24 protein-coding genes are annotated in these 22,928 nt (G+C 59.4%); 21 read left to right on the top strand and 3 right to left on the bottom strand.

The features are described 5' to 3' along the window. Positions 1 to 280: 280 nt before the first annotated feature. Entirely contained in the window at positions 281 to 2,083 is a 1,803-nt protein-coding gene (locus C7I87_RS21970; protein ID WP_149906170.1) for an ABC transporter ATP-binding protein, read from the bottom strand. 514 nt (positions 2,084 to 2,597) lie between these two features. On the opposite strand from C7I87_RS21970, the gene C7I87_RS21975 reads away from it, so the two are divergent. The 13 genes from C7I87_RS21975 to C7I87_RS22035 all read left to right on the top strand — a co-directional run bounded on the left by C7I87_RS21975 (position 2,598) and on the right by C7I87_RS22035 (position 13,805). Further along, positions 2,598 to 2,918: an iron-sulfur cluster assembly accessory protein gene (locus C7I87_RS21975; protein WP_149906171.1), complete on the top strand. Its 321-nt coding sequence runs from the start codon at positions 2,598 to 2,600 to the stop codon at positions 2,916 to 2,918. Positions 2,919 to 3,108: 190 nt separating this feature from the next. Beyond that, on the top strand, positions 3,109 to 4,287 hold the full coding sequence (gene nifS, locus C7I87_RS21980) for a cysteine desulfurase NifS (RefSeq protein WP_149906172.1): 1,179 nt from the start codon (positions 3,109 to 3,111) through the stop codon (positions 4,285 to 4,287). Between the two features lie 64 nt (positions 4,288 to 4,351). Beyond that, entirely contained in the window at positions 4,352 to 4,732 is a 381-nt protein-coding gene (nifW, locus tag C7I87_RS21985; protein ID WP_149906173.1) for a nitrogenase stabilizing/protective protein NifW, read from the top strand. Between the two features lie 176 nt (positions 4,733 to 4,908). Further along, a complete protein-coding gene (locus C7I87_RS21990; RefSeq protein ID WP_149906174.1) occupies positions 4,909 to 5,757 on the top strand; it encodes an electron transfer flavoprotein subunit beta/FixA family protein in 849 nt (282 codons plus the stop codon). A 16-nt stretch (positions 5,758 to 5,773) separates the two neighbouring features. Then, entirely contained in the window at positions 5,774 to 6,880 is a 1,107-nt protein-coding gene (locus C7I87_RS21995; protein WP_149906204.1) for an electron transfer flavoprotein subunit alpha/FixB family protein, read from the top strand. Positions 6,881 to 6,891: 11 nt separating this feature from the next. Beyond that, positions 6,892 to 8,199 carry an FAD-dependent oxidoreductase gene (locus C7I87_RS22000; RefSeq protein ID WP_149906175.1) on the top strand — a complete coding sequence of 436 codons (1,308 nt, stop codon included), beginning with the start codon at positions 6,892 to 6,894 and terminating at the stop codon, positions 8,197 to 8,199. An 11-nt stretch (positions 8,200 to 8,210) separates the two neighbouring features. Continuing rightward, the gene (locus C7I87_RS22005) at positions 8,211 to 8,510 is read left to right on the top strand and encodes a ferredoxin family protein (RefSeq protein ID WP_149906176.1); all 300 of its coding nucleotides are present in this window, start codon (positions 8,211 to 8,213) and stop codon (positions 8,508 to 8,510) included. 103 nt (positions 8,511 to 8,613) lie between these two features. After that, positions 8,614 to 10,368, top strand: coding sequence for a nif-specific transcriptional activator NifA (gene nifA, locus C7I87_RS22010; protein WP_246696347.1), 1,755 nt, complete (start codon positions 8,614 to 8,616; stop codon positions 10,366 to 10,368). 208 nt (positions 10,369 to 10,576) lie between these two features. Then, entirely contained in the window at positions 10,577 to 12,040 is a 1,464-nt protein-coding gene (nifB, locus tag C7I87_RS22015; RefSeq protein ID WP_149906177.1) for a nitrogenase cofactor biosynthesis protein NifB, read from the top strand. A 37-nt stretch (positions 12,041 to 12,077) separates the two neighbouring features. Further along, positions 12,078 to 12,272 carry a 4Fe-4S binding protein gene (locus tag C7I87_RS22020; protein ID WP_149906178.1) on the top strand — a complete coding sequence of 65 codons (195 nt, stop codon included), beginning with the start codon at positions 12,078 to 12,080 and terminating at the stop codon, positions 12,270 to 12,272. An 89-nt stretch (positions 12,273 to 12,361) separates the two neighbouring features. Further along, positions 12,362 to 12,688, top strand: a complete 327-nt coding sequence (locus C7I87_RS22025; protein ID WP_149906179.1) for a nitrogen fixation protein NifZ — start codon at positions 12,362 to 12,364, stop codon at positions 12,686 to 12,688. Next, positions 12,685 to 12,897, top strand: coding sequence for a putative nitrogen fixation protein NifT (nifT, locus tag C7I87_RS22030; protein WP_149906180.1), 213 nt, complete (start codon positions 12,685 to 12,687; stop codon positions 12,895 to 12,897). Before C7I87_RS22025 ends, nifT begins: the two co-directional genes overlap by 4 nt. 38 nt (positions 12,898 to 12,935) lie before the next feature. Further along, positions 12,936 to 13,805 carry an SIR2 family NAD-dependent protein deacylase gene (locus C7I87_RS22035; protein ID WP_149906206.1) on the top strand — a complete coding sequence of 290 codons (870 nt, stop codon included), beginning with the start codon at positions 12,936 to 12,938 and terminating at the stop codon, positions 13,803 to 13,805. Between the two features lie 84 nt (positions 13,806 to 13,889). Here the strand turns inward: C7I87_RS22035 and C7I87_RS22040 are convergent, their stop codons facing one another. Next, entirely contained in the window at positions 13,890 to 14,081 is a 192-nt protein-coding gene (locus C7I87_RS22040; RefSeq protein WP_149906181.1) for a hypothetical protein, read from the bottom strand. A gap of 432 nt (positions 14,082 to 14,513) precedes the next feature. After that, positions 14,514 to 15,455 (bottom strand): LysR family transcriptional regulator, encoded by a 942-nt coding sequence (locus tag C7I87_RS22045; RefSeq protein WP_149906182.1) that lies wholly within the window; start codon positions 15,453 to 15,455, stop codon positions 14,514 to 14,516. 519 nt (positions 15,456 to 15,974) lie between these two features. Here C7I87_RS22045 and C7I87_RS22050 point away from each other — a divergent pair. From C7I87_RS22050 to nodI, 8 genes are all read left to right on the top strand, one after another. Beyond that, positions 15,975 to 16,757: a sulfotransferase domain-containing protein gene (locus C7I87_RS22050; RefSeq protein WP_149906183.1), complete on the top strand. Its 783-nt coding sequence runs from the start codon at positions 15,975 to 15,977 to the stop codon at positions 16,755 to 16,757. A gap of 1,600 nt (positions 16,758 to 18,357) precedes the next feature. Then, entirely contained in the window at positions 18,358 to 18,978 is a 621-nt protein-coding gene (locus C7I87_RS22055; RefSeq protein WP_149906184.1) for a NodA family N-acyltransferase, read from the top strand. Further along, complete coding sequence (nodB, locus tag C7I87_RS22060) at positions 18,933 to 19,652, top strand: chitooligosaccharide deacetylase NodB (protein ID WP_149906185.1); 720 nt, start codon at positions 18,933 to 18,935, stop codon at positions 19,650 to 19,652. Before C7I87_RS22055 ends, nodB begins: the two co-directional genes overlap by 46 nt. Then, complete coding sequence (nodC, locus tag C7I87_RS22065; protein WP_149906186.1) at positions 19,649 to 21,004, top strand: chitooligosaccharide synthase NodC; 1,356 nt, start codon at positions 19,649 to 19,651, stop codon at positions 21,002 to 21,004. The genes nodB and nodC overlap by 4 nt, the downstream gene beginning before the upstream one ends. Continuing rightward, positions 21,001 to 21,330 carry an SAM-dependent methyltransferase gene (locus C7I87_RS36515; RefSeq protein WP_149906187.1) on the top strand — a complete coding sequence of 110 codons (330 nt, stop codon included), beginning with the start codon at positions 21,001 to 21,003 and terminating at the stop codon, positions 21,328 to 21,330. Before nodC ends, C7I87_RS36515 begins: the two co-directional genes overlap by 4 nt. Before the next feature lie 82 nt (positions 21,331 to 21,412). Further along, positions 21,413 to 21,664 (top strand): exopolysaccharide production repressor protein, encoded by a 252-nt coding sequence (locus C7I87_RS36795; RefSeq protein ID WP_149906188.1) that lies wholly within the window; start codon positions 21,413 to 21,415, stop codon positions 21,662 to 21,664. A 33-nt stretch (positions 21,665 to 21,697) separates the two neighbouring features. Next, on the top strand, positions 21,698 to 21,871 hold the full coding sequence (locus C7I87_RS35315; protein ID WP_188393933.1) for a hypothetical protein: 174 nt from the start codon (positions 21,698 to 21,700) through the stop codon (positions 21,869 to 21,871). Between the two features lie 140 nt (positions 21,872 to 22,011). Further along, a complete protein-coding gene (nodI, locus tag C7I87_RS22080) occupies positions 22,012 to 22,926 on the top strand; it encodes a nodulation factor ABC transporter ATP-binding protein NodI (RefSeq protein ID WP_149906207.1) in 915 nt (304 codons plus the stop codon). Positions 22,927 to 22,928: the final 2 nt, after the last annotated feature.

Here is a 22,928-nt window from a genome sequence, read left to right on the forward strand (position 1 = left end):
CTACCTTACCGCGAGGAGATCGTGGCCTCTTCGGTGACCATCGGCCTTGCTGACGCTCCGCGCGCTGCCGGGGATGCTGGCGCACGCCAGCCGCAAAGTGTTCACGCATTGAGGAGCTCGTTCTGCGTTGATTGCTACGGCGACGAGTTCCTCCACTTAAAGCGCTGAGGCACTGTCGACATCGTCGTTGCCGGATCAAGGCGCTCTATCAGACATCATCGTTGAGGCGCTGATCCCAGTACAACAATATCTCCACCGGAATCCATTTGCTCTGCTGACCTCAGACCGGGTCAGTTGTCGACCCCAGCGCCTGCCCTTTGATCAGCCGGCTATAGACACCACCCTCCAGGCGGATCAGCGAATCGTGATCTCCCTGCTCGACGATCTGGCCGCGATCGAATACGAGCAGCCTGTCAAGCGCGCGTACCGTCGAAAGCCGGTGCGCGACGACGAGCGTGGTGCGGCCGAGCGTGAGCCGTTCCATCGCGCTTTGGATCAACGCCTCCGACTCTGAATCAAGACTGGAGGTCGCCTCGTCAAGAATTAAGATTCGCGCATTGGCGAGAAAAGCGCGCGCGATCGCTACTCGCTGGCGCTCGCCGCCGGAAAGCTTGACCCCGCGTTCACCGACAAGCGTGCCGTATCCCTTCGGCAGTTGCACAATGAAATTATGCGCGCTGGCAAGCCGCGCCGCTTGCTCGATCTCTGCTTGGCTGGCGCCAGTTCGGCCGTAGGCAATGTTCTCGGCGAGGGAACGATGAAACAAGACGGGCTCTTGTTGCACGATCGCGATCTGCGAACGAAGAGAAGCCTGCGTCACCCTCGAGATATCCTGCCGGTCGATCAGGATTACGCCATCACTCACGTCGTAAAGGCGCTGGATGAGCTTCACGAACGTCGTCTTTCCTGAACCGGAGGGGCCGACTAGACCGACCCGCTCGCCGGCCTGGATTGAGACCGATAAGTCGCGATAGAGCGGCTGCTGACGGCTGCCATAGTGGAACGAGACCTTCTCGAATTCGATGTGGCCTTCCGTGATCCGGATCGGTCTGGCCGAGGGATCCTCGGCGGCACCAAGAGGTTGGCCCTGAATATCGACCAGCTCTTCCAAATCATTAACAGAGCGCTGCAAGTAGCGGAGGTTCAAGCCGACATCACGAAGATAACCCTGTAGCAAGAAGAAGGAGGTCAGCACCAGGGCGATATCGCCCGCGGTTGCCTGGCCGCGCGACCACAGCAGTAAGGCATAGCCGACAACAGCCGTTCTAAGTGCGAGGATCGCTATGCTTTGGGTTGTGGCGTTAATCGTCGCGCGCACCCAAGTGCGGCGAGTACGGTCCCGCCATTTCGCCACGACCCTCGCGAGGCGATCGTCCTCTCGCGTTTCGGCACCGAACCCTTTGACCACTGCATTGCAGCTGATTGCATCCGCCAACGCGCCGCCCAGCTTTGTATCCCAGCGGTTGGCAAGGCTCGCGGCCGGCGCCACGTAGCCTAGCGATAACGCGACCGTCAACGTCAGGTAGACGATTGAACCGCATGCAATAATCAATCCCATCACTGCCCAATGCCAGCCGAGCAACACGGCCGAACCGATCAGCATGGCCAACGAAGGGAACAGCGCGGTGAGAAGCGTGTAGTTCAGGAGGTCGATGGCCCACAAGCCGCGGGTGATCTTGCGCATTGTCGAGCCGGCGAAGTTGTTGGCATGCCAGTCAGTGGAAAAGCGCTGTACGCGCTGGAAGGCATCGCTCGCGGCATCTGTCATCATCTTCAACGTCAGCTCCATTAGTGCGGTCGAGCCGACGTGCCGGACGATGGTCGCTCCAAATATGAGAGCAATCCCCACGAAGAAGGCGGTAAGCACCGCATCCCAGGCTGTTGCATCCAGGGCGGTACCCTGAGCAACGCGATCGACGAGACGGCCCGCATAGAACGGCATCAGCACGTCAGCCAGCGTGGCCGCAAGCTGCGCCGTCAGTACCGTCGCGAGCCGGGCTGGCTGTCTGCGCCATTGTTGAACCGTGTGGCCGAGAACGTCGCGAAAAGCGCCGTCGCGCAGCTTGTGATGAATTCTGTCCATGAGATTACAAGGGCGCGCCAAAGCGCACAGACGCTAGAAAGCTAAAGGCGGAAACTACGTACGGGGACGAAAACGTCTTTCGAACTTTGGGGCTCCGATACCGAGCTGACATGTTTTTGCTGTCCTTCCCTCGTTGCGTTGCCACAGGCGATATGAAATGGCGGCCGCTTTCCTGCGTGTTCGCGACGAGGGCTTTTCAAAAGCCGTGCCAATTGCGCCGAAGGAGCCTCGACTAGTCCTGACTTGAAAGAGCCCGAGAAAAAGCCAGGGCTGAACCCCCTTGTCGCGGGGCTCGACTAACCGAGGGTGGGTGTTTGTTGCCGGGCATTTGCGAGGAAGGGCGGAGTGGAGAAAGACCCTGCCCGGTCATCCAATCAGGCTGCGCGTTGTGCGATATCCGACACACGACGTGACCTGTCGAAAATATCACATTGATTAGAAACAGCTTTCTCCGCTGGCACGATACCTGCGTCGACATGGGCGAACGCATCGCGGACTGAGGAGAAAGCGTCCCATGATCACGCTCACCGAAAATGCTGTTGCCGCCGTAAGGACCGCGCTTTCCCAAGCCAGCGAGCCGGCGGCGGGGTTACGCATCAAGGTCGAAGGGGGCGGGTGCGCCGGACTGAAGTATATCATGGGCCTGGAAAGCCTCGCGCGCGATGGCGATGCGGTCATCGAAAAAGAGGGGGTCAGGGTGTTCGTGGACCTATCCTCGCAACCCCACGTCGCTGGCATGACGGTCGATTTCGTCACCAGCTTCGAAGCCTCTGGCTTTGTCTTCGACAACCCCAACGCGCTGGAGAAATGCGCCTGTGGGAAGTCCTTCGGCTGATTTGGCTGGGAGTAGAGAGATCCTGTGGGACTACGCGCCGCGCAATACCTCTTCTGCCCAGCCGTTCTGGCGAGTGCTGTCGCCTATCGGCGCCTGGACGATTGCCGATCCACTTCGTCACCATCGCCTGGGCCAGGACCTCGTGGAGCATCTTGCCCAGGCGTGTTCCCGGTCAGCTAAGGAGAGATTCATGAGGCCTATCTATCTCGACAGCAACGCAACGACACGCGTGGACCCTGAAGTCTTTGAAGCGATGCGGCCGCTCTTTGTGGATCAGTTCGGCAATCCTTCGTCAAAGCACGGTTTTGGCGCTTCTGTCAGCGCGGTTGTGAAAAGGGCGCGCCAGCAGTTGCAAGCGCTGATCGGCGCGCAATTCGAGGATGAGATCGCCTTCACATCGGGCGGAACGGAAAGCAACAATGCAGCAATCCTTTCGGCGCTGGGGGTGATGCCTCGCCGCACAGAGATCGTGACCTCAGCAGTCGAGCATCCGGCCGTGATGGCGCTCTGCGAGCATCTTGAAAAGACGTGCGACATTAAGGTGCACAAGATCCCGGTGGATGGCCGTGGCCGGCTCGACGTTGACGCCTACAAGGCGGCGCTGACCCCGCACGTGGCAATCGTCTCAATCATGTGGGCGAATAACGAGACCGGGACGATTTTCCCTACGGCAGAGCTTGCTGACTTGGCCAAGGAAGTCGGTGCCCTGTTCCATACGGACGCGGTGCAGGCCGTCGGTAAGCTTCCGGTGGATTTGACTTCGACAGCAATCGACATGCTGTCGCTCTCCGGTCACAAGCTGCACGGTCCCAAGGGGATCGGTGCGCTCTATATCAAGCGCGGCGTACCCTTTCGGTCGCTAATCAAGGGGGGACACCAGGAGCGCAACCGGCGCGCCGGCACAGAGAATACGCCTGGCATAGTCGGACTTGGCAAGGCAGCCGAGCTTGCCATGAAATTTATGGATGAGGACAGCAAGCGGATAAAGTCTCTCCGCGATCGGCTGGAGTGCGGGCTTCTCCAGCGCATTCCAGCGGCTTTCGTGATCGGCGATCCGATGGAGCGGCTCTCGAACACCACCAACATCGCCTTCGAAAATGTTGAAGCCGACGGCCTGCTGCTTCTTCTCGATCGCGAGGGGATCGCCTGTTCTTCGGGGTCCGCCTGCAGCTGCGGCTCGCGGGAACCGAGCCACGTCCTGAGAGCAATGAACATTGCCAGCACCGCGGTACAAGGGACAATCCGCTTCTCGCTGTCACGCGACAACAGCGGGAAGGATATCGACCGGGTGCTCGACGTGATGCCCGCGCTCGTGGAGAAGCTGCGTGATTCCTCCCCGACCTGCAACGGATACGGCGAAGGGATTTAGATCCGGGCCTTGGTGAAGACCAGAAATCCGAGCCTGAGATTCATCACCAATCAGGGAGATTGCCATGAGCCACTGTTCCGCCGAAAGGCCAAACATCGACGTCACCGACATCCTCACGCGGCTGAACGGCTTGTCTTCCGCGGAGGAGTTTTTCCAGGTCCTTGGCGTCTGCTATGATCCGAAGGTGCTCAATGTCTCGCGTCTCCACATCATGAAGCGCATGGGCCAATATCTTGCCAAAGAGGATTTCCGCGATCTTACCGATCAGGTGATCGCCGCACGGGCACGCGCCACACTGGAACGTGCCTATGAGGACTTCGTGACTTCCTCGCCACTCAGGCACCGGGTCTTCAAGGTGCTCAAAGACCACGATCCAGATGGTCCCGTCACGCCGGGCCGCGCCTTCGTCCCTTTCGATTCCATCCTAAAGCCGTTTGAGGAGTGAACGCGACACGGTTGCCACAGGACAAGGTCTTAAAGCCGACAAAATCGCCCTTCCGCAAACACTGCTTGGAAGCACAACGCCGCGTCTCAAAGGGATCGCGCCGATACTAATCGTTGGCACGAATGGTGCTTGCAGACAGATCAAGCGCTAAGCCGCATAGAGGCCAGAGAGACCGCATGCATATCATCGTCTGTATCAAACAGGTCCCGGACTCCGCGCAGATACGCGTCCACCCGGTGACGAATACGATCATGCGCCAGGGGGTGCCGACCATCATCAACCCATACGATCTGTTTGCCCTTGAAGCAGCACTCAGCTTACGCGATATCGTTGGCGGCGAAGTCACCGTGCTCACCATGGGTCCTCCTATGGCAGAGGACGCGCTGCGCAAGGCGCTCACCTACGGCGCTGACCGCGCGGTGCTCCTGACCGACCGTTTTTTTGCCGGCTCCGACACGTTGGCGACCTCCTTCGCGCTTTCGCAGGCAATATGCAAAATCGCGGAGGCATTCGGCCCGCCGGATATGGTGTTCACGGGCAAGCAGACAATCGACGGCGACACTGCCCAGGTCGGGCCTGGCATCGCCAAACGCCTTGGCCTCCTGCAACTCACCTATGTCGCCAAGATCGCCTCCCTGAATCTCGATGCGCACGAGATCACGGTCGAGCGCCGCGCCGAAGGCGGTATGCAGATGCTGAAGACCAAGTTTCCTTGCCTCATAACGATGCTGGAAGGCACCAACGAGATCCGTCGCGGCTCGCTGGATGATGCCCTGCGCGCCGCCCGCAGCCAGATCGTGAAATGGAGTGCGGCCGATGCCGGTATCGAGGACCTGAGCAAATGCGGCCTTCGTGGATCGCCGACTGTCGTGAAGCGTGTGTTCGCCCCTGCCAGCCGGGCGGTGAAGGCGGTTCAGATCGACACCGCAGATAAGCTGCTGCGTGATCTCGCTGACGAGCTGATTGCCGCGATTTTCGCCCGCCGGCCGGCGCTGGAACATGAACTGGCCTTCGAAGGTGCCTGAGGGCAAGGAGCTGAAGATGTCGAGCGTTAACCGAGAAACCCCTCCTCACGGTGGTCGTGCCGGCATGAAGAAGGATCTGCCCGAGCGTTTCAGGGACTATCGGCACGTCTGGGTTTTCATCGAGCTGGAGCGCGGCGAAGTCCATCCGGTTTCTTTCGAGCTGCTTGGCGAAGGTCGCAAGCTGGCCGACAAGCTTGGCGTGGAGCTTGCGGGGGTGGTGCTCGGACCCACTGGAGAGGCCTCTTGGCAAGCCGTCGCCCAGGCCTTCGCCTATGGTGCCGATCTTGCCTACATCGTGGAGTCGCCGCTGCTCGTCGACTATCGCAATGAGCCGTTCACAAAGGCAATGACTGACCTGGTCAATTCATACAAACCCGAAATCCTGCTTCTGGGTGCCACGATGCGTGGCAGGGATCTTGCCGGCTCCGTGGCGACCACCTTGCTGACAGGGCTCACGGCCGACTGCACCCAACTTGACGTGGATCCTGACGGTTCGCTTGCCGCGACTCGGCCGACCTTCGGGGGCTCCTTGTTGTGCACGATCTACACGCTCAACTGCCGGCCGCAGATGGCGACAGTGCGGCCGAGAGTCATGCCTTTGCCGCAGCGGGAGGAAAAGCCTGTCGGACGTGTCATCCAGTACAAGCTGTCGATGCTCGAGGACGAGATCGTCACCAAGGTCCTTGCCTTCCTGCCCGATACGCAGTCGGTTAAGGCAAATCTTGCCTTTGCCGATGTTGTGGTTGCGGGAGGCCTTGGCCTTGGCGGGGCGGAGAACCTGCAGGTTGTGACGAAGCTCGCACGCACGCTCGGCGCCGAATATGGCTGTTCGCGCCCACTGGTCCAGAAAGGCTGGATGCCGGCTGAACGGCAGATTGGCCAGACCGGCAAGACCATCCGGCCGAAGCTCTACATAGCGGCGGGAATTTCGGGCGCTATCCAGCACCGGGTGGGCGTTGAAAGCGCCGATCTGATCGTGGCCGTCAATACCGACCCGAACGCGCCGATTTTCGATTTCGCCCATATCGGTATCACCACCGATGCGATCCGCTTCCTGCCGGCGTTGACGGAAGCCTTCACCCGACGGCTGTCGCCGCACAGTCGCGACAAGCTTGCGAGCTAAGGGAGACGGCGATGATCGAGGAAAAATTTGACGCCATCGTCGTTGGGGCCGGCATGGCTGGAAACGCGGCTGCTTTTACGATGGCAAGCTGCGGCCTGAAGGTGTTGCAGTTGGAGCGCGGCGAGTATCCGGGATCCAAGAATGTCCAGGGCGCCATCATGTATGCGCACATGCTTGAGAAGATCATCCCGGACTTTCGCGATGACGCGCCTCTTGAGCGGCATCTGGTCGAGCAACGCTTCTGGATGATGGACAACACATCCCATGCTGGGATCCACTATCGATCCGACGACTTCAACGAGGCAAAGCCAAACCGCTACACAATCATCCGCGCCCAGTTCGACAAGTGGTTTTCGCGCAAGGTGCGCGAGGCCGGCGCGACGGTCCTATGCGAGACGACGGCGACGGAGCTCGCATACGACACTGCGGGCAAGGTCGTAGGCGTTCGCACCGACAGAGCCGGCGAAAGGATCTTGGCCGACGTGGTCGTTCTCGCAGAGGGCGTGAACGGACTGCTTGGCACGCGGTCGGGGCTGCGCGAAATGCCTAAGCCAGAAACTGTGGCGCTCGCCGTCAAGGAAATGCATTTCCTGCCCGAAGAGCTGATCGAGCAGCGCTTCGGCCTCAAGGGCAATGAAGGCTGCGTGATCGAGGCGGCGGGGACCATCTCCCGCAGCATGACAGGGCTGGCGTTTCTCTACACCAATAAGGAATCGATCTCACTTGGCATTGGTTGCCTCGTTTCGGATTTCGCTGCCACGATGGAGAGCCCTTACGTTCTGCTTGATGCATTCAAGAACCACCCCTCGGTCCGGGCGCTGATCGCGGGCTCGGAGGTGAAGGAATATGCCGCGCATCTTATTCCCGAAGGTGGTTATAAGGCGGTCCCGCAGCTCTTCGGCGACGGTTGGGTCGTGGTCGGAGATGCAGCGCAATTGAACAACGCGATTCACCGTGAGGGGTCGAACCTCGCCATGACGTCCGGCCGCATCGCGGGCGAGGCGATCGTTCAAATCAAGGGCCGGAATCTCACGGCGTCCAAAAAGAACCTCGCCCTCTACAAAACCATGCTGGAGAGTTCTTTCGTCCTCAAGGATCTCCGAAAACATAAGGACATGCCGGCACTGCTGCATACCAACTCGCATACTTGGTTCATGACGTACCCGCAGCTGATTTCTCTGGCTGCGCAGAACCTCGTGCGGGTCGACGGCACTCCGAAACTTGAAAAGGAAAAGGCGACCACTGCCGCATACATCGCCGCGCGTTCGCGCTGGGGGCTGGTCCGCGACGCATTGCGCCTGGCATTCGCCTGGCGCTGAGGGAGAGCAAGATGACGATCGCAGTGCCGACCGTGCGTGTCGAGGACAAGCTCTATCAAAACCGATATCTCGTCGATGCCGGGCGCCCTCATATCAAGGTGCGACCTCACAAAAGTCCGAGCCCGAACCTGCTGGCATTGACACGCATCTGCCCAGCCAAATGCTATGAGCTGAACGCCACGGGCCAAGTTGAGATCGCGGCCGACGGGTGCATGGAGTGTGGCACATGCCGAGTGCTGTGCGAGGCCAGTGGGGAGATCACGTGGGATTATCCGCGCGGTGGCTTCGGTGTTCTGTTCAAGTTCGGGTGATCGCACCGGCAGGTGCTCGCAATTGAAGACGGCATGGTCGATACTTCTCCTCGACATCCGAAAAATACAATCTGCCGGTGGGGGGACACACGGAGCTGTTTGAATGGACGACACAATGCGCGGCAGGCTCAACGGAGTCGGACTTGGCAGCACCCCACCTGAACCAGCCATAGCAAGCGCGCACAAAGCGGATATTTCGCTCAAGGGCCTATACGAGATATCGAAGATCCTGACCGCCCCTGCCCGGCTGGAGACCACGCTGGCCAATGTCGTCAAGGCGCTATTTCCATTCGTGCGCATGCGTCGTGGAGCAATCACCGTCTTTGGGGCCGATGGAAAGCCGGACATCTCCGCAACAACCGGCAACGTCTATCCACCCCAGTCGCGCCGCGCCATTCCGCAGGCCATAATCGACCAAATCATCGCTACGGCGAGGCCGGTGATCATACAGGATGTCAGCAAGTCCGAACTGTTTCAGGGTGAGTTTGAAAGGGCGTCGAACGACAACGCTGTTACACTGACCTTTCTCGGCATCCCTGTTAAAGTTCAGCATGAAACTCTTGGAATATTGTCGATCGAGCGCGCCAACGAACCCAGCTACGTCCACCACAATGAGGACATGTGCTTCCTGAACATGGTCGCCGACCTGGTCGGCCAAGTTGTCCATCTCCACCGCCTTGCGAACAATGATGGACAACATCTCGTCGAACAGCAAACTGGACCGGGCAAACCGCGCGACCAAGAACGGACCGCCAGCCGGTATGCGTCGGTCAAAATCGACGGAATCATCGGGGAGAGCCAAGCAATTAAGCGGGTGCTTGAAATGGTTCCAACCGTGGCAAGGACCAATTCCACCGTCCTTCTGCGGGGCGAGAGCGGCACTGGCAAGGAATTCTTCGCGCAAGCGATCCATAAGCTTTCAACTCGAAAGACGAAGGCTTTCATCAAATTGAACTGCGCTGCGTTGCCTGAAAGCGTTCTGGAATCGGAGCTGTTTGGGCATGAAAAGGGCGCCTTCACCGGGGCTATCGCGCAACGGGCGGGCCGTTTCGAATTGGCGCATGGCGGAACCTTGTTACTCGATGAGATCGGCGAGATTTCGCCCGCCTTTCAAGCCAAACTGTTGCGCGTGTTGCAGGAAGGTGAACTGGAGCGGGTCGGCGGAAACAGGACACTAAAGGTCGACGTTCGGCTTATATGTGCCACCAACAAGGATCTTGAAACGGCCGTGGTGAATGGGGAGTTCAGGGCTGACCTCTATTACCGCATCAGCGTGATACCAATCATCCTGCCTCCACTGCGAGCCCGACCTGGCGATATTCCACGCCTGGCAGAAGCCTTCCTCGACCGGTTCAACAAGGAGAACCATCGTGAGCTCGCCTTCGCACCCTCGGCGCTTGACGTCGTGTCGCAATGCTACTTCCCTGGCAATGTTCGCGAGCTGGAAAATTGCGTGCGAAGAACGGCTACACTTGCCCGGTCCGGGACGATCGCTCCGTCCGATTTTGCCTGTAAAAACGGCCAGTGTCTTTCCTCGCTGATTTGGAAACGAGGCGGCTGTTCGCAGGGAACGAATACCGTTGCCGATGTTCCCCGTGGCGACATGAACCGGGATGGATCGCCGCTGCCGGCCAGGCGCATCTCCGGCTCGGCCGATGGATGGGCCGACAGCGCCGGCGATGCGAACGATCCTGATCGTCCCGCGCTTGGGACCCGGCTGACGGAACGCGACCGGCTGATCGCCGCGATGGAAAAGGCCGGCTCGGTCCAGGCCAAGGCGGCTCGTCTCCTCGGCCTCACGCCCCGCCAAGTCGGCTATGCACTACGCAAGCACGGCATCGAGGTGAAGAAATTCTAGACGTCTGCGTGACGGCCGTTTTGCAGAAAAGGGACCGTCCTCTCGGGGCCCATTCGCTTCGCCAATGTCGGAAGTCTGACAGGACCGAAGTCGTAAGCAGCTGACAAACCAGACACGACAAGCCGAGATTATGGCTGAATGCCACCACTTCGGGCTTGGCACGGGCCTTGCGCCTGGAAGTGTAACGTCAGCCTAACAGAGCCATTCAATGTCCCCACCGATGACTTCGCTTGAAAGCGAGACCAAAACGATCTCGCCCGCGAAATCGGCAGGATGCGCGTCTTCAACCTGCGGCTCGCGCGCGAGCCCTGACGTCATGGAGTCGGCTGTCTGGGAGAAGGTCAAGGACCACCCCTGCTATTCAGAAGAAGCGCACCACTATTTCGCCCGCATGCATGTGGCGGTCGCCCCGGCTTGCAACATTCAGTGCAACTACTGCAACCGCAAATATGACTGCGCCAACGAGAGCCGACCTGGTGTCGTCTCCGAAAAGTTGACGCCTGAACAAGCGGTCCGCAAGGTGATCGCGGTCGCGAATCAAGTGCCCCAGCTTTCCGTGCTCGGCATCGCGGGACCGGGCGACGCCTGTTACGACTGGAACAAAACAAAGGCGACGTTCGGACGCGTCGCCGAGGAAATCCCCGACCTCAAGCTTTGCATCTCGACCAACGGCCTCGCGCTGCCGGACCATGTCGCCGATCTTTGCGACATGCATGTCGATCACGTTACGATCACCATCAACATGGTCGACCCCCAAATCGGCGCAAAGATCCATCCTTGGATCTTCTACAAGCACCGCCGCTATACCGGCATTGACGCCGCCAGGATCCTGCACGAGCGGCAAATGCTTGGCCTGGAGATGCTGACGGCGCGCGGCATCCTTACCAAAATCAATTCGGTGATGATCCCCGGCGTCAACGACGAACACCTGATCGAGGTGAATAAATGGGTCAAGGCGCGCGGCGCCTTCCTGCACAACATCATGCCGCTGATTTCGAACCCGGAGCACGGCACGCATTACGGCCTGACGGGGCAACGCGGCCCTAAGGCGATGGAGTTGAAGGCACTTCAAGATCGTCTCGAAGGCGGTGCCAGATTGATGCGCCATTGCAGGCAATGCCGGGCCGATGCCGTTGGCCTGCTCGGAGAGGATCGTGGCCAGGAGTTCACGCTCGACCAGATCTCCGACGAGGTCACCTACGATGCGAGCAAGCACGATGCGTATCGCGAGGTGGTCGCCCGCGAGCGCGGCGATCGAGCGGTGGCCAAAAGCGAGGCGACCGAAATGGTCAAGGCAGCGGGTTCGGGCAAGTCGCTTCTTATCGCCGTGGCCAGCAAGGGCGGTGGCCGCATCAACGCACATTTCGGCCACGCGAGAGAGTTCCAGATCTATGAGGCCTCGCCGAGAGGAATCAGCCTGGTCGGGCATCGGAAGGTCGAGCAGTACTGCCTGGGCGGCTGGGGCGAGGATGCTACCCTCGCAGGCGTCCTCGCCGCCCTCGAAGGCATCGACATCGTGCTGTGCGCCAAGATCGGAGATAGCCCGAAGGCTCAGCTCAGGGGAGCTGGAATCCGGGGAACGGATGATTATGGCTATGAGCATATCGAGACCGCGATCAGCACGGTTTACGCCGCCGAGTTTGGCGCCAAACCATTGGCCGCGACGGCCTGAAATCTCTCAATCCAAACCGACCAGGAGTTGAACAAAAATGGCGTTCAAGATCATCGCATCCCAATGCACCCAGTGCGGAGCCTGCGAGTTCGAATGTCCTTCGGGTGCGATCAAATTCAAAGGCGAGGCGTACGTCATCGACCCGCAGAAGTGCACAGAATGCAAGGACGCCTTTGATGCACAGCAATGCGCCTCGGTTTGCCCGGTGGAGATGACCTGCGTTCCGGCCTGACGTCCCAATAGGCCAGAACGGCCGGTCACTGCAAAGCATACTTTGAACAGCTTTATCGGCAGTGTGCAGCTGCCAGAAGGAGAACAGCCATGACGCTCTGGCGCGAACAGGAGGTCGAAATCCACAAGCGTCCAGGGTTTATGCCGGGCGAACGGGTCCGCGCCACACGCCACGTCAAAAATGACGGCACCTATCCCGGTAGGGAGATTGGCGAAAACCTGGTGCGGACGGGTGACGAAGGTTATGTGCGCGACATCGGCACCTTTCTCCAGCAGTTCTACATTTATGCGGTCGAGTGGATTGGTCGTGGCACAGTTGTGGGAATGCGGGCGCGTGAAATGGTGAGCCTCGACAGGTCCTGTACTCCATCTGATGGCGAAATGAATGCCGCGGCTGACAAACGGGCAGCCACATGAAGTTGATGATCCGCAGGACCGGCGCCGGCCTGTCGGCCTATGTTCCCAAGAAAGATCTCGAAGAGCCGATCATCCAGATTGAGAATGAATGCCTCTGGGGCGGAGCCGTAACGCTTAGGAACGGCTGGCGCTTCGTCCTGCCCGACCTTCCGCGGGATACGCGATTGCCGATCACCGTTGAGGCTCGAAAAATCTCTGACGCCGAGTAGGAAGGCGGGTGGATAGCATGAAGGCTAATGGAATGAGCATGAACACCGTCCCGCGCCATCTTTTGATCACTCGGGACAGCCATGCCGAAACGCGGCTTGACCTGATCAAGGAGGCGCTCGCGGCCGACGTGATGGTTCCCTATCTCGGCCCGGGGCTTCTCCAGCTCGGCTGCGCGAAACCGCCGGTACCGCACACGCCGGAAGCCATCGCCTCGGCACTCAACGCGCGCGCCCCAGCCCCCTCCAAGATCCGCACCAATATGTGGTCTGTCGCGCAGTTTATCGAACAGCGCCGACATCGCCGGACACTTCAGGGTTGGATGGCCGAGATCTTCGCACCGCCTGCAGCGCCGACCATCCTCCACGCCTGGCTCGCCACGCTGCCGCTCTCGCTTATCGTCGACAGTTGGTATGATGGCGCCATGCGCGCGGCCCTCATCGCGACCGGCCGAACGGATGTCGTCGAGATACAAGGCGTCACGCGGGCGAACGAAACCAAAGACATTTGGACCAAAGCCTATGATTTGTCCGGAATTGAACTCGACCCGGTACCGCCGGTTGAGACCGTTCTCTATGTGCCCCATGGCAGCATCAGGCCTGCGGCAAACTTCCTGGTTTCAGATTCCGACTATGTCGAAGTGCTGACAGATATCGATATCCAGACCCCGATCCCTAATCAGGTGAAGCAGCGGCGGAACAATCGGGGCTTCTTCTTCGTCGGCTGCCGCTTCGACGATCAGATGCTACGCACCTACGCCTTGCAGATCATGAAGCGATCCGACGGCCCACATTTCGCGCTCATTGATGGGTCGGTGCTGACCAGAAACGAACGCCGGTTCCTGGCTGCGTGTGCAGTCACAGTCATTGACATGCCGATAGACGTAGCCGCAGCTCGGCTTGCCGCATGAGGTATTCCGGTAAATGGCCAGAGCCGTTGCGCAAGCCCCAGCCGACGGCTGAATCGACCGGCGGCATAGACAGGTGTGTGCATCTCATCTGCGGCGCTCCTGCGCCATTCGCCCCAAGGTCGCGTTGTATCGTTGCAGCGGGTGGATGCCGCGGTTGAAACGGCTGAGCTTCAGAATCTGCACAGTGGCGCTGCTGTCACGGTGCGGGTCGGTCAAGCGCGATCGTTGGCCAGTAAGCTGGCCTGTTAGCGATTGGATGTCGAAGCTGTCCAGCATGGGTTCTGTGAGGCTTGGTCAAGAGAAAGGCTTTGAGGAACGGCGCGGGTTGCGGCCTACGCTTGCGATTCAGTCGAGCTGAAATAAGCCATCAGCGTCGCCCGGCACCTTCCCAGAGGATGGCCAAACCGAGGCCACCCACAACAATAACTGATCTCGCCCGTCGGATCCGGAGGCCGTACGGAGGTCAGCTGCGGGAAGGCTGCATGGGGGACGACGATGCTGCGGGCCAGCTATCGCGCCGGTGGGGAGCGAGGGCATCTCAGACGAGGATACGTCCGAAACACGTCACCTGATTGCACGATACCAGTTTACCTCGCGGTCGGGACGCCCAAATGTGTTTGGAATGCAAACACCTTTCTGAGGGGTTGCGGGCGAGGACGCCCGGACGGGACGTCCTTCCGTTGGTGATACTTGCCATCCCCCATTGAACTAAGAGGTCTTGAGGGCCCCAGTCTCCTGGGGAGAAGCCAAGCGGGATGCTTCCTCCAATAGAATGTCCCGCATCCAAATGCTTGCCGAGTCGCTGTTGTGAAGCGCAGGCCATTGGAGGGCCAATGTGAATGCGGGAAGTGGCAGCGGAAGTTCGACAATTCGCAGGGGCACTGCTTTTGCAAAGTGCTTGACCAGCCGTAATGGTAAGGTCGCTATGCGATCAGTATGCGGCAGCAAGGGCGGGATCATGCTAAACCCCTGCACGACCACCTCGAGACGTCTCTTGATACCGTGCTCGAGCAAAAGCCATTCTTCAATAGATGGCTGCCGGGTACGCCCGAATTTGGCGGCAACGTGCCCCATCGACATGTACTGCTCAAATGTGAGCTGTCCTGACAGCTGCTCGTTGGTGGGGCAGCCCACGCACACGAATGTCTCGTCGAACAGTGCTGCTTTAGGATGTGCGCTCGACATGAACACGTCTGGAAGGACTAGGAAATCGATCTCACCGCGCCGGAGTAGTTCATCGGGGTCATCGGTGAGAGAAAGCAACTCAAAGCTGACGGCGGGAGCTTCTCGCGCGACGCGCTGCACGACCGCTTGGAAAAATACGAGCGTCATGTAGTCGGAAATGCCGATCTTGAAGCAACGCTCCGATTGACCTGGGTTGAACATGTCCCAGGAAATGATGGAGAGCTGGACGTGCAGCAGAGCCTCGCGGACCGCGGGAGCAAGCCCTTCGGCACGAGGCGTTGGGACAAGTTCGCGGCCCCTCATCGTAAACAGCTCATCGCGAAAAAAGTCGCGCAACCGGGCGACGGCCGCGCTCATGGCCGGCTGGCTCAGGTTAATGCTGCGCGCGGCAGCAGTCAGGTTGCGCTCGTTCATGAGCGCGTCGAGCACGACGAGAAGGTTTAGATCGAGGCCTTTAAAGCGCACCTGGCATTTTATCCATAGCGTGGATGGGAGGCATCAAAACAGTGAATTTTACCAAGTTTATGGAGTGGGGCATAGTAAAGTGTCAATCTTGAGAATTAGGCTGCTGACGAGAAACACGGCTGCTCACTTCCGCCGGTTCCCGACGTGTGCACCGAGCCTCAACCGATGCCCATGTCCGGTGTAATCATGTTGTTCGTGTGCCCGCAATAAGCTCCCACTCGGCTGCTTCGAGCAGGCGTACTCCCAACACCCCTGCGGACGCGTCGAAACGGCTCCAGTTTGAACGCTTTTGGCGCGTGTCTCAGCAAGTGGCGACAGGGGTCCTGACAGGACCTTTCGAAATGACTGGAGCGCTGGGTATCACCGATCATGTCGAATTCGCCGAGATCTTTGGATCGAGGCACAACGTTTCGAGAGTGCGGCGGCTCACATCGGCTGCGGCGCAGCTTCATCCAGACCGCTGTTCCCGTATAGTCCCAGTCGAATTTTTATCAGCAATGCTGATCGGAGACACATCCAATGACCTATCCCATGCCCGCACCCGGCCCATTTGTGATCCTTGCGATGCCGAGGACGGGCACGCATTACCTGGAAGAGTTGTTGAACGAGCATCCGAACGTGCTGAGCAACGGTGAGTTGCTCAACACCTACGACGTGAACTGGGCCGATAAGGGTCGCTTGCTAGGCAGTGACCGCGAACTCCTCGAGCTTGCCTATCTGCGCTTCCCCAATCCAACTGACAAGGCGGTAACGCGCGTTGGTTGCAAGATCAACGAACCTCAGTTTCACGAGCGTCCGAGCTTTTTTGCTGAGCTCGCCCGTTGGCCAGGTCTCAAGGTCATCCTCCTGGTCCGCGAAAACACATTGGAGTCGCTGCGATCGCTGACACAGGCGAGGCAAACCCGCCAGTGGCTGAAGTTCAGTTCGGACAACGACGCGGCTCCGTCCGTCAAGCTGCCAGCCGCTTGCTGCGAGGCTTATTTCAAGACCGCCGATGATTTCCACAATCGTGTCGCGCGCTCCTTCGCGTCCACCGACTTGCATGTGGCCGAGTATGAGACGCTTCTTCGCGAGCCCTCGGCGTGCTTGGCTAAAATTTGGGAGTTTCTGGGGGTCGCAGCGTTTGGGCCCTCTGGTACCGCTAACCTAAAGCGCCAGGAAGCACGCCCGCTGGACCAAACGATAGAGAATTTCGAAGAGTTGCGGCGCCACTTCGCACGCGGACCGTACGCGAAATTTTTTGAGGTCGGCGACCGTCTGACTCCTCGTCGCAGTGGCAAGGAACGGCTTGCCCGTTCTTAGGCTCCGGGCACCGGCAGGGCGAGCTTACCTCCCTCGCGACAGTGGCGCGGCGCCACAGTTCGGGCGAAAGCCGGGATAAAGGTGAACATAGGGCATCCAAATCTGGACACCGCCGTGCGATTTTTGTCCTTCTTCTGCTGGTGCGACGACTACCGAGATCCAAACCGTAGACTGGGTGCACGAGTTCTGGCGCTTCAGCGTTGGCCTCCGTGTTTTTGACCATGTCGTTGCGTCCGAACAGCAAAACTGCCCGCAACAGAATGCCCGACTCCTGGCGCTTCCATCACTGCTGGTTCTCCTGGCGCGAAGCGCCGTCGTCGCGAGAGCCAGGGCGGAGAATCCCGCGCATTCTGCGTGACCACATGATCGGTGACAGCGAGCCCTACTCAGCGGCACCGAGAATGGTTGCCCCATGCTCGCACGCCGAGGTCGCCATCGCAGAGCCAATTGAATTGAGGATCAGTCTTCGGAGTTTTTGGTAGTTGGGTCTATCCGGCCAAAACAGGCACTTTGGTGCAAACCGGCAGGGCATTTTTCGCAACCGCCTAACCGCCGACGACCGACGTTAGTGCGGTGTTCCGCCTGCATGTGCGAAAACCCGCACAAATCGGCTGATGGACAGTGGCGAAGCCATGAGAAAAACGGCGCCATCGCAACGTTTCTCGGGCTGGCACGCATCTTGCGACCGAGACTGCCGCCGCGCTCGACCGGAGCGCCGCGACCCGTGAAGTCCGGCCCAAACCGGCCAAGGAGAGCAAAAATGTTAGCTGCACCAGTTCGAAGCGCGAAACCCGCGCGTCCAAGGCGCCTCAGTGCCCAACCTTAAGTGCAGGTGCTTGGCCGCATTATCCTCGGACCGCATCTGGGAATGTCTATCCCACGATCGGCGAAATGCTGACGCCGTTTGCGCCGCCTTCCGTACGCGTGATGGCTGTATCGACATTTCAGGATCTACGTTTTGACGAAGCGACTTCCCCGCCTGACGGTCTTCGCGGGATTCGTCGCCCCTCGCGAGCCATCGCTGTCATACACTTGCCAGCTTCCCGGCTCGGCTGCGGCGGGTCTCCTGCAGTGGGGTGCTTGCGCCGCTGCCCGGCCTCATGGGCACTTCAACGGGTTCGCTGCAATTTGTCCCGTTCGGCTGCCGCCTTCGTCGGCGCAAGCTGGTGTCCCCATGCGGGCTGGCGGCCTTCCTCACGTGTAACGGTCACAATCGTCCATCCACCCTTGCAAAAGACACGCGCGCGGGAACGGGCGAACGGATGCTAGCGGCGCCTGAAGCTGCCCACGGCCACTCCTTCTATCCAAGAGTTGGATGACCGTTATCAAAACAATCGATTTTACCAACTTTAGGGAATGCTGCATTAGAGAAGCTCGAAGCTTAGAATTCGCCAGCCAAAAGGAAGACTGTCTACAGCTCGGCTCCAGAGAACCACCTTTAGTTGCAAAGCAGGCTATCGATAGAGGCGGCTGTCCATTGCTGCAAGGTTTTGTCAGTATCCCGTGTGACAATAGATGCTGGATCCGAACAGACAACTCTCCCGCTAGGCTGAACTGCTTGGCATACAAGTCGTAAATTGTTTCGAGATTGGATCAAGTTATGCTTGACTCAGTAGCACAGCAAGGAACAACGCGATCAAAATTGCGCTGGAGACTGTGTTGGGAAAACGAGCTTTCTCTTGACGACCATGTGGAACTTGCGGCGTTCTTCCGAGCAATCTATGGTCCGACCGGGATATTCAATGCCAAACCATTCGAAGGCAGTCAGAGTTGGGGCGGTGCGAGGCCTGAACTCCGTGCAATCGGCTATGACTCGAAAGGGGTAGCCGCCCACATCGGTCTGCTGCGCCGCTTCATCAGGATTGGCGCGATCGATCTGTTGGTGGCGGAGCTTGGCCTTTATGGGGTGCGTCCGGACCTTGAGGGGCTCTGGATTGCGCATTCAGTCCGGGTCATGCATCCAGTCTTGCGGGAGCTCAATGTCCCATTCGCTTTTGGCGCGGTTCGACCCGCGCTGCAGCAGCATGTTGCAAGGTTCAGCCGGCACGGTTTGGCGACGATTATGGCTGGTATCAGCCTGCGATCCACCCTTCCACGTGCGCTTCTCGACAAACCGCCCACCCGCACCGAGGACGTAGTCCTCATCGTTCTCCCGATTGCACAGCCGATGTCCGAATGGCCGGCCGGCACGATAATCGATCGAAACGGGCCAGAGCTGTGAGACCCCTCAGCTGCATACCCGAATTGCGCGGTGAATGTGGCGAGGGCGCCGGCGATCGCACAGTTTATTTGACGTTTGACGACGGTCCCAATCCGCGCTGCACGCCGGACATCCTCGATCTTCTTGCGGAAAACCGGGCGTCGGCAACTTTCTTCGTCGTCGGGGCGTATGCGGCGGAACATCCCGAGCTCGTCCGACGGATGGTTGCAGAAGGGCACCGGGTTGGCAATCACACAATGACGCATCGCGAGCCGTCCGAATGCCACCTTGGCCAGGTACAGTATGAGATACTCGAGACAAACAGGGTCGTCCGGTTGGCATGTCCCGAGGCCTCACTGGCGCATATGCGCGCGCCGTATGGCAATTGGACGGAACAAGTCCTCACGACCTGTGCGCGCGCTGGTCTGACGCCGGTCCACTGGTCGATCGACCCTCAAGACTGGTCTCGGCCCGGCGTCGAGGCAATTGTCGATACGGTAATGGCCTCCGTCCGCCCGGGCTCAATCGTGCTCTTGCACGATGCCTGTCCCCCCAACGAGTTCAGTCCAAATGCTGAGGCCGGTCAGCGGGACCAGACGCTGAATGCCCTGTCTCGTCTGATCCCAGAGTTGCACGAGCGGGGATTTGCAATCCGCTCCCTCCCCCAACCCACTGAACAAAGCGACATCCCATGAACCTGCTCGACGCAATCAGCATTGGTGCTGTCTCGGTCTACGCATTGCTCTCGACTGCCTACAAAGGCATGCAGACGGTTTATGCTTCGCCGGCAGACCCGTCCTCGACCTCGGATGGCCCGGCCGGTTCTCGCCTTCTGCCGAGCGTGGATGTCATCATCCCATGCTATAATGAGGACCCGGACACTCTCTCTGCCTGCCTAGCTTCTATTGCGGACCAAGACTACGGCGGAAAACTGCGGATCTATGTGGTCGATGACGGGTCTGCAAATCGGGCTGCCGTGGGACCCGTTCACAATATCCATGCGCATGATCCGAGGTTCAACTTCATTCTGCTCCCGCGCAATGTCGGAAAGCGCAAAGCGCAGATCGCTGCGATCCGCCGCTCATCCGGAGATTTGGTGCTCAACGTCGACTCCGACACAACGCTCGCTTTCGACGTGGTGACGAAGCTCGCGTCAAAGATGCGAGATCCCCAGATCGGCGCGGCCATGGGTCAGTTGATAGCCAGCAACAGGGACGAGAATTGGCTGACCCGGTTGATTGATATGGAGTACTGGCTTGCTTGCAACGAGGAGCGCGCAGCCCAAGCTCGTTTCGGTGCGGTTATGTGCTGCTGTGGCCCATGTGCGATGTATCGCCGGTCGGCGCTGCTTATGGTTCTTGATCAATACGAAACGCAGCTGTTTCGTGGGAAGCTAAGCGACTTCGGCGAGGATCGCCATCTCACGATCCTCATGCTGAAAGCAGGGCTTCGAACCGAGTACATTCCGGACGCGATCGCGGCAACGGTCGTGCCGGATCGGGTGCGGCCATATCTACGCCAGCAACTGCGCTGGGCGCGAAGCACCTTCAGAGACACGCTGCTTTCGCTGCGCCTGCTACCCAGCCTTGATCGCTATCTCACCTTGGACGTGGTCGGGCAAAATGTCGGGCCGCTCCTCCTCGCTGTGTCCGTGTCAACAGGGATCGCGCACCTTGCGCTGACTGACGAAGTTCCTTGGTGGACTGGCATCATGATTGCGGCCATGACGCTGATCCGCTGCAGCGTGGCAGCGTTTCGTGCTCGCGAATTGCGATTTCTGGGATTTTGTCTCCATACACCCATCAATCTGTTCCTTTTGCTTCCTTTGAAGGCGTATGCGCTATGCACCTTGAGCAATAGCGATTGGTTGTCGCGCAACTCTGCTGCCACTGTGCCAAGCAGCGGTGGCAAAGATGTTCCGATCAGAACCCCCAGCGTTGGTTCGAGAACCACCGACGCGTCGGAAGATACCGCGCTATCGCATAGGCCCACTCTTTTGAGGGATTTTTCGACGGTGACATCATCCGGCATCGGCGCCCAAGAATGATTGCGAATCGAAGGGAGACGGACTTGGCAGAGCATGACAGTCGCCATTGGCCGCATGTAGAATTGGCCACAGACGATCCCTGGCGGTTCGACGGCAATCCGTTCGAAGGCAGGCGTCACCCGCAAGCGCTCGACCTGTCGCTTACCCAGGGATCTGTCACAAACGCCCTGCAAATCGGATGCGCGGCTGTGACATTTGACGAAGTCTTTCGCCCGGCGGCTATAACCTCAGGGTGCCGCTTGTCGGCGCTGGGACACCCCGCTGGCGCCGACACCGCGACGGCACGTCACCGGAGACCAGGTCGATCGTCAGCAGAGGCCAAGTGAACCATCAACAAACATTCCTCGCTGGCTTTGGAAGTCCCGTTCGGCTTCAGGTGCATCGGATTCCGGCAGACGGGAGGGCTGAATGGAGGCATCACATTTCTTGATACACGTGATCGGCGCATCGGTGGCTTCCGCCTTGTTGACCTATTGCTTGACCAGTTCGCTCGTTCAGACGGCTCTCTGCGCCGTGCTAGCTCAGGTCGGGTATTTCTTGGCGATGCTCTGTCTGGTGTGGAGAACCGAGCAGAGGTCCACGAGGCGTTCGCGACCACACACAACAGAGGCGGAGCGGTTGAGTGAAGTCAGCGACGATCACTCTGGGAAGGCCGAATAGCCTGCGGGCTCCAAGAAAGGAGGCACTATGCGCATGGACGGCATGAAGGTGATGCGTGACGGGGTGATTGCCCATGACGAGGACCGACGCCTCTTCTGTCACTTTGAACAGGAGCAGCAAGGCGAGGCTCCGCCCCGTCAGATCCACAGGCGTGGACCGCCGTCGCGGGACACGGTCGGCACGCTAGGGATGGGGCCAAGCGAGTGAGCGCGTTCTGGCAGGGCGACGCCAACTCGTCAGCCGAGGCCGTCAGCGGGGCGCCCTCCCCCTCTCTCCCTCGCGAGATCGCGAGTTTATGCAGGCCACCTGAGGCTGGTCGACTACCTTCTGCAGAGGGAGACAAGCACATATCCACGCTAGCAATCGACCTTGACGGCGTGAGCAAGTCGTACGGCAACAAGTTGGTTGTGAACGGGCTGTCGTTCACTGTCGCGGCAGGAGAATGCTTCGGCCTGTTGGGCCCGAACGGGGCCGGCAAAAGCACGATCACGCGTATGCTCCTCGGCATGACCCCGCCTGATTCCGGCAAGATCACGGTGCTCGGCATGCCAGTACCAGCACGCGCGCGCCTGGCACGCGGACGCATTGGAGTCGTCCCGCAGTTCGATAACCTTGATCTCGAGTTCACCGTACGTGAGAACCTGTTGGTGTTCGGGCGCTACTTCGGCATGAGCACGCGTGCGCTAAAAGCGGTCGTACCATCCTTGCTTGAGTTCGCCCGCCTCGAGAGCAAGGCTGATGCCCGCGTAGGCGCGCTGTCCGGTGGCATGAAGCGCCGCCTGACGCTCGCGCGAGCGCTGATTAACGATCCGCAGTTGCTTGTCATGGACGAACCCACCACAGGCCTCGATCCGCACGCGCGCCACCTGATCTGGGAGAGACTGCGCAAGCTCCTGTCGCAGGGCAAGACGATCATTTTGACCACGCACTTTATGGAAGAGGCCGAGCGGCTGTGCAACCGCCTTTGCGTTCTTGAGAGAGGGCGCATTATCGCTGAGGGTCGACCACACGCGCTGATCGAAGAGCAGATCGGGTGCGACGTTCTCGAAATATACGGTGGTGATCCGCATGAACTGAGTGCGATGATCGAGCCATTCGTACAGCGCATCGAGATGAGCGGTGAGACACTTTTTTGCTATGGGCCCGATCCAGAGCAGGTGCGTATGCAACTGCAAGGACGCGCGGGTCTGCGTCTCCTGCAGCGTCCACCGAATTTGGAGGACGTTTTTCTGCGGCTGACCGGGCGCGGGATGGAGAACTGATG

The organism is Mesorhizobium sp. SARCC-RB16n (assembly GCF_008520305.1).
GTDB lineage: Bacteria > Pseudomonadota > Alphaproteobacteria > Rhizobiales > Rhizobiaceae > Mesorhizobium.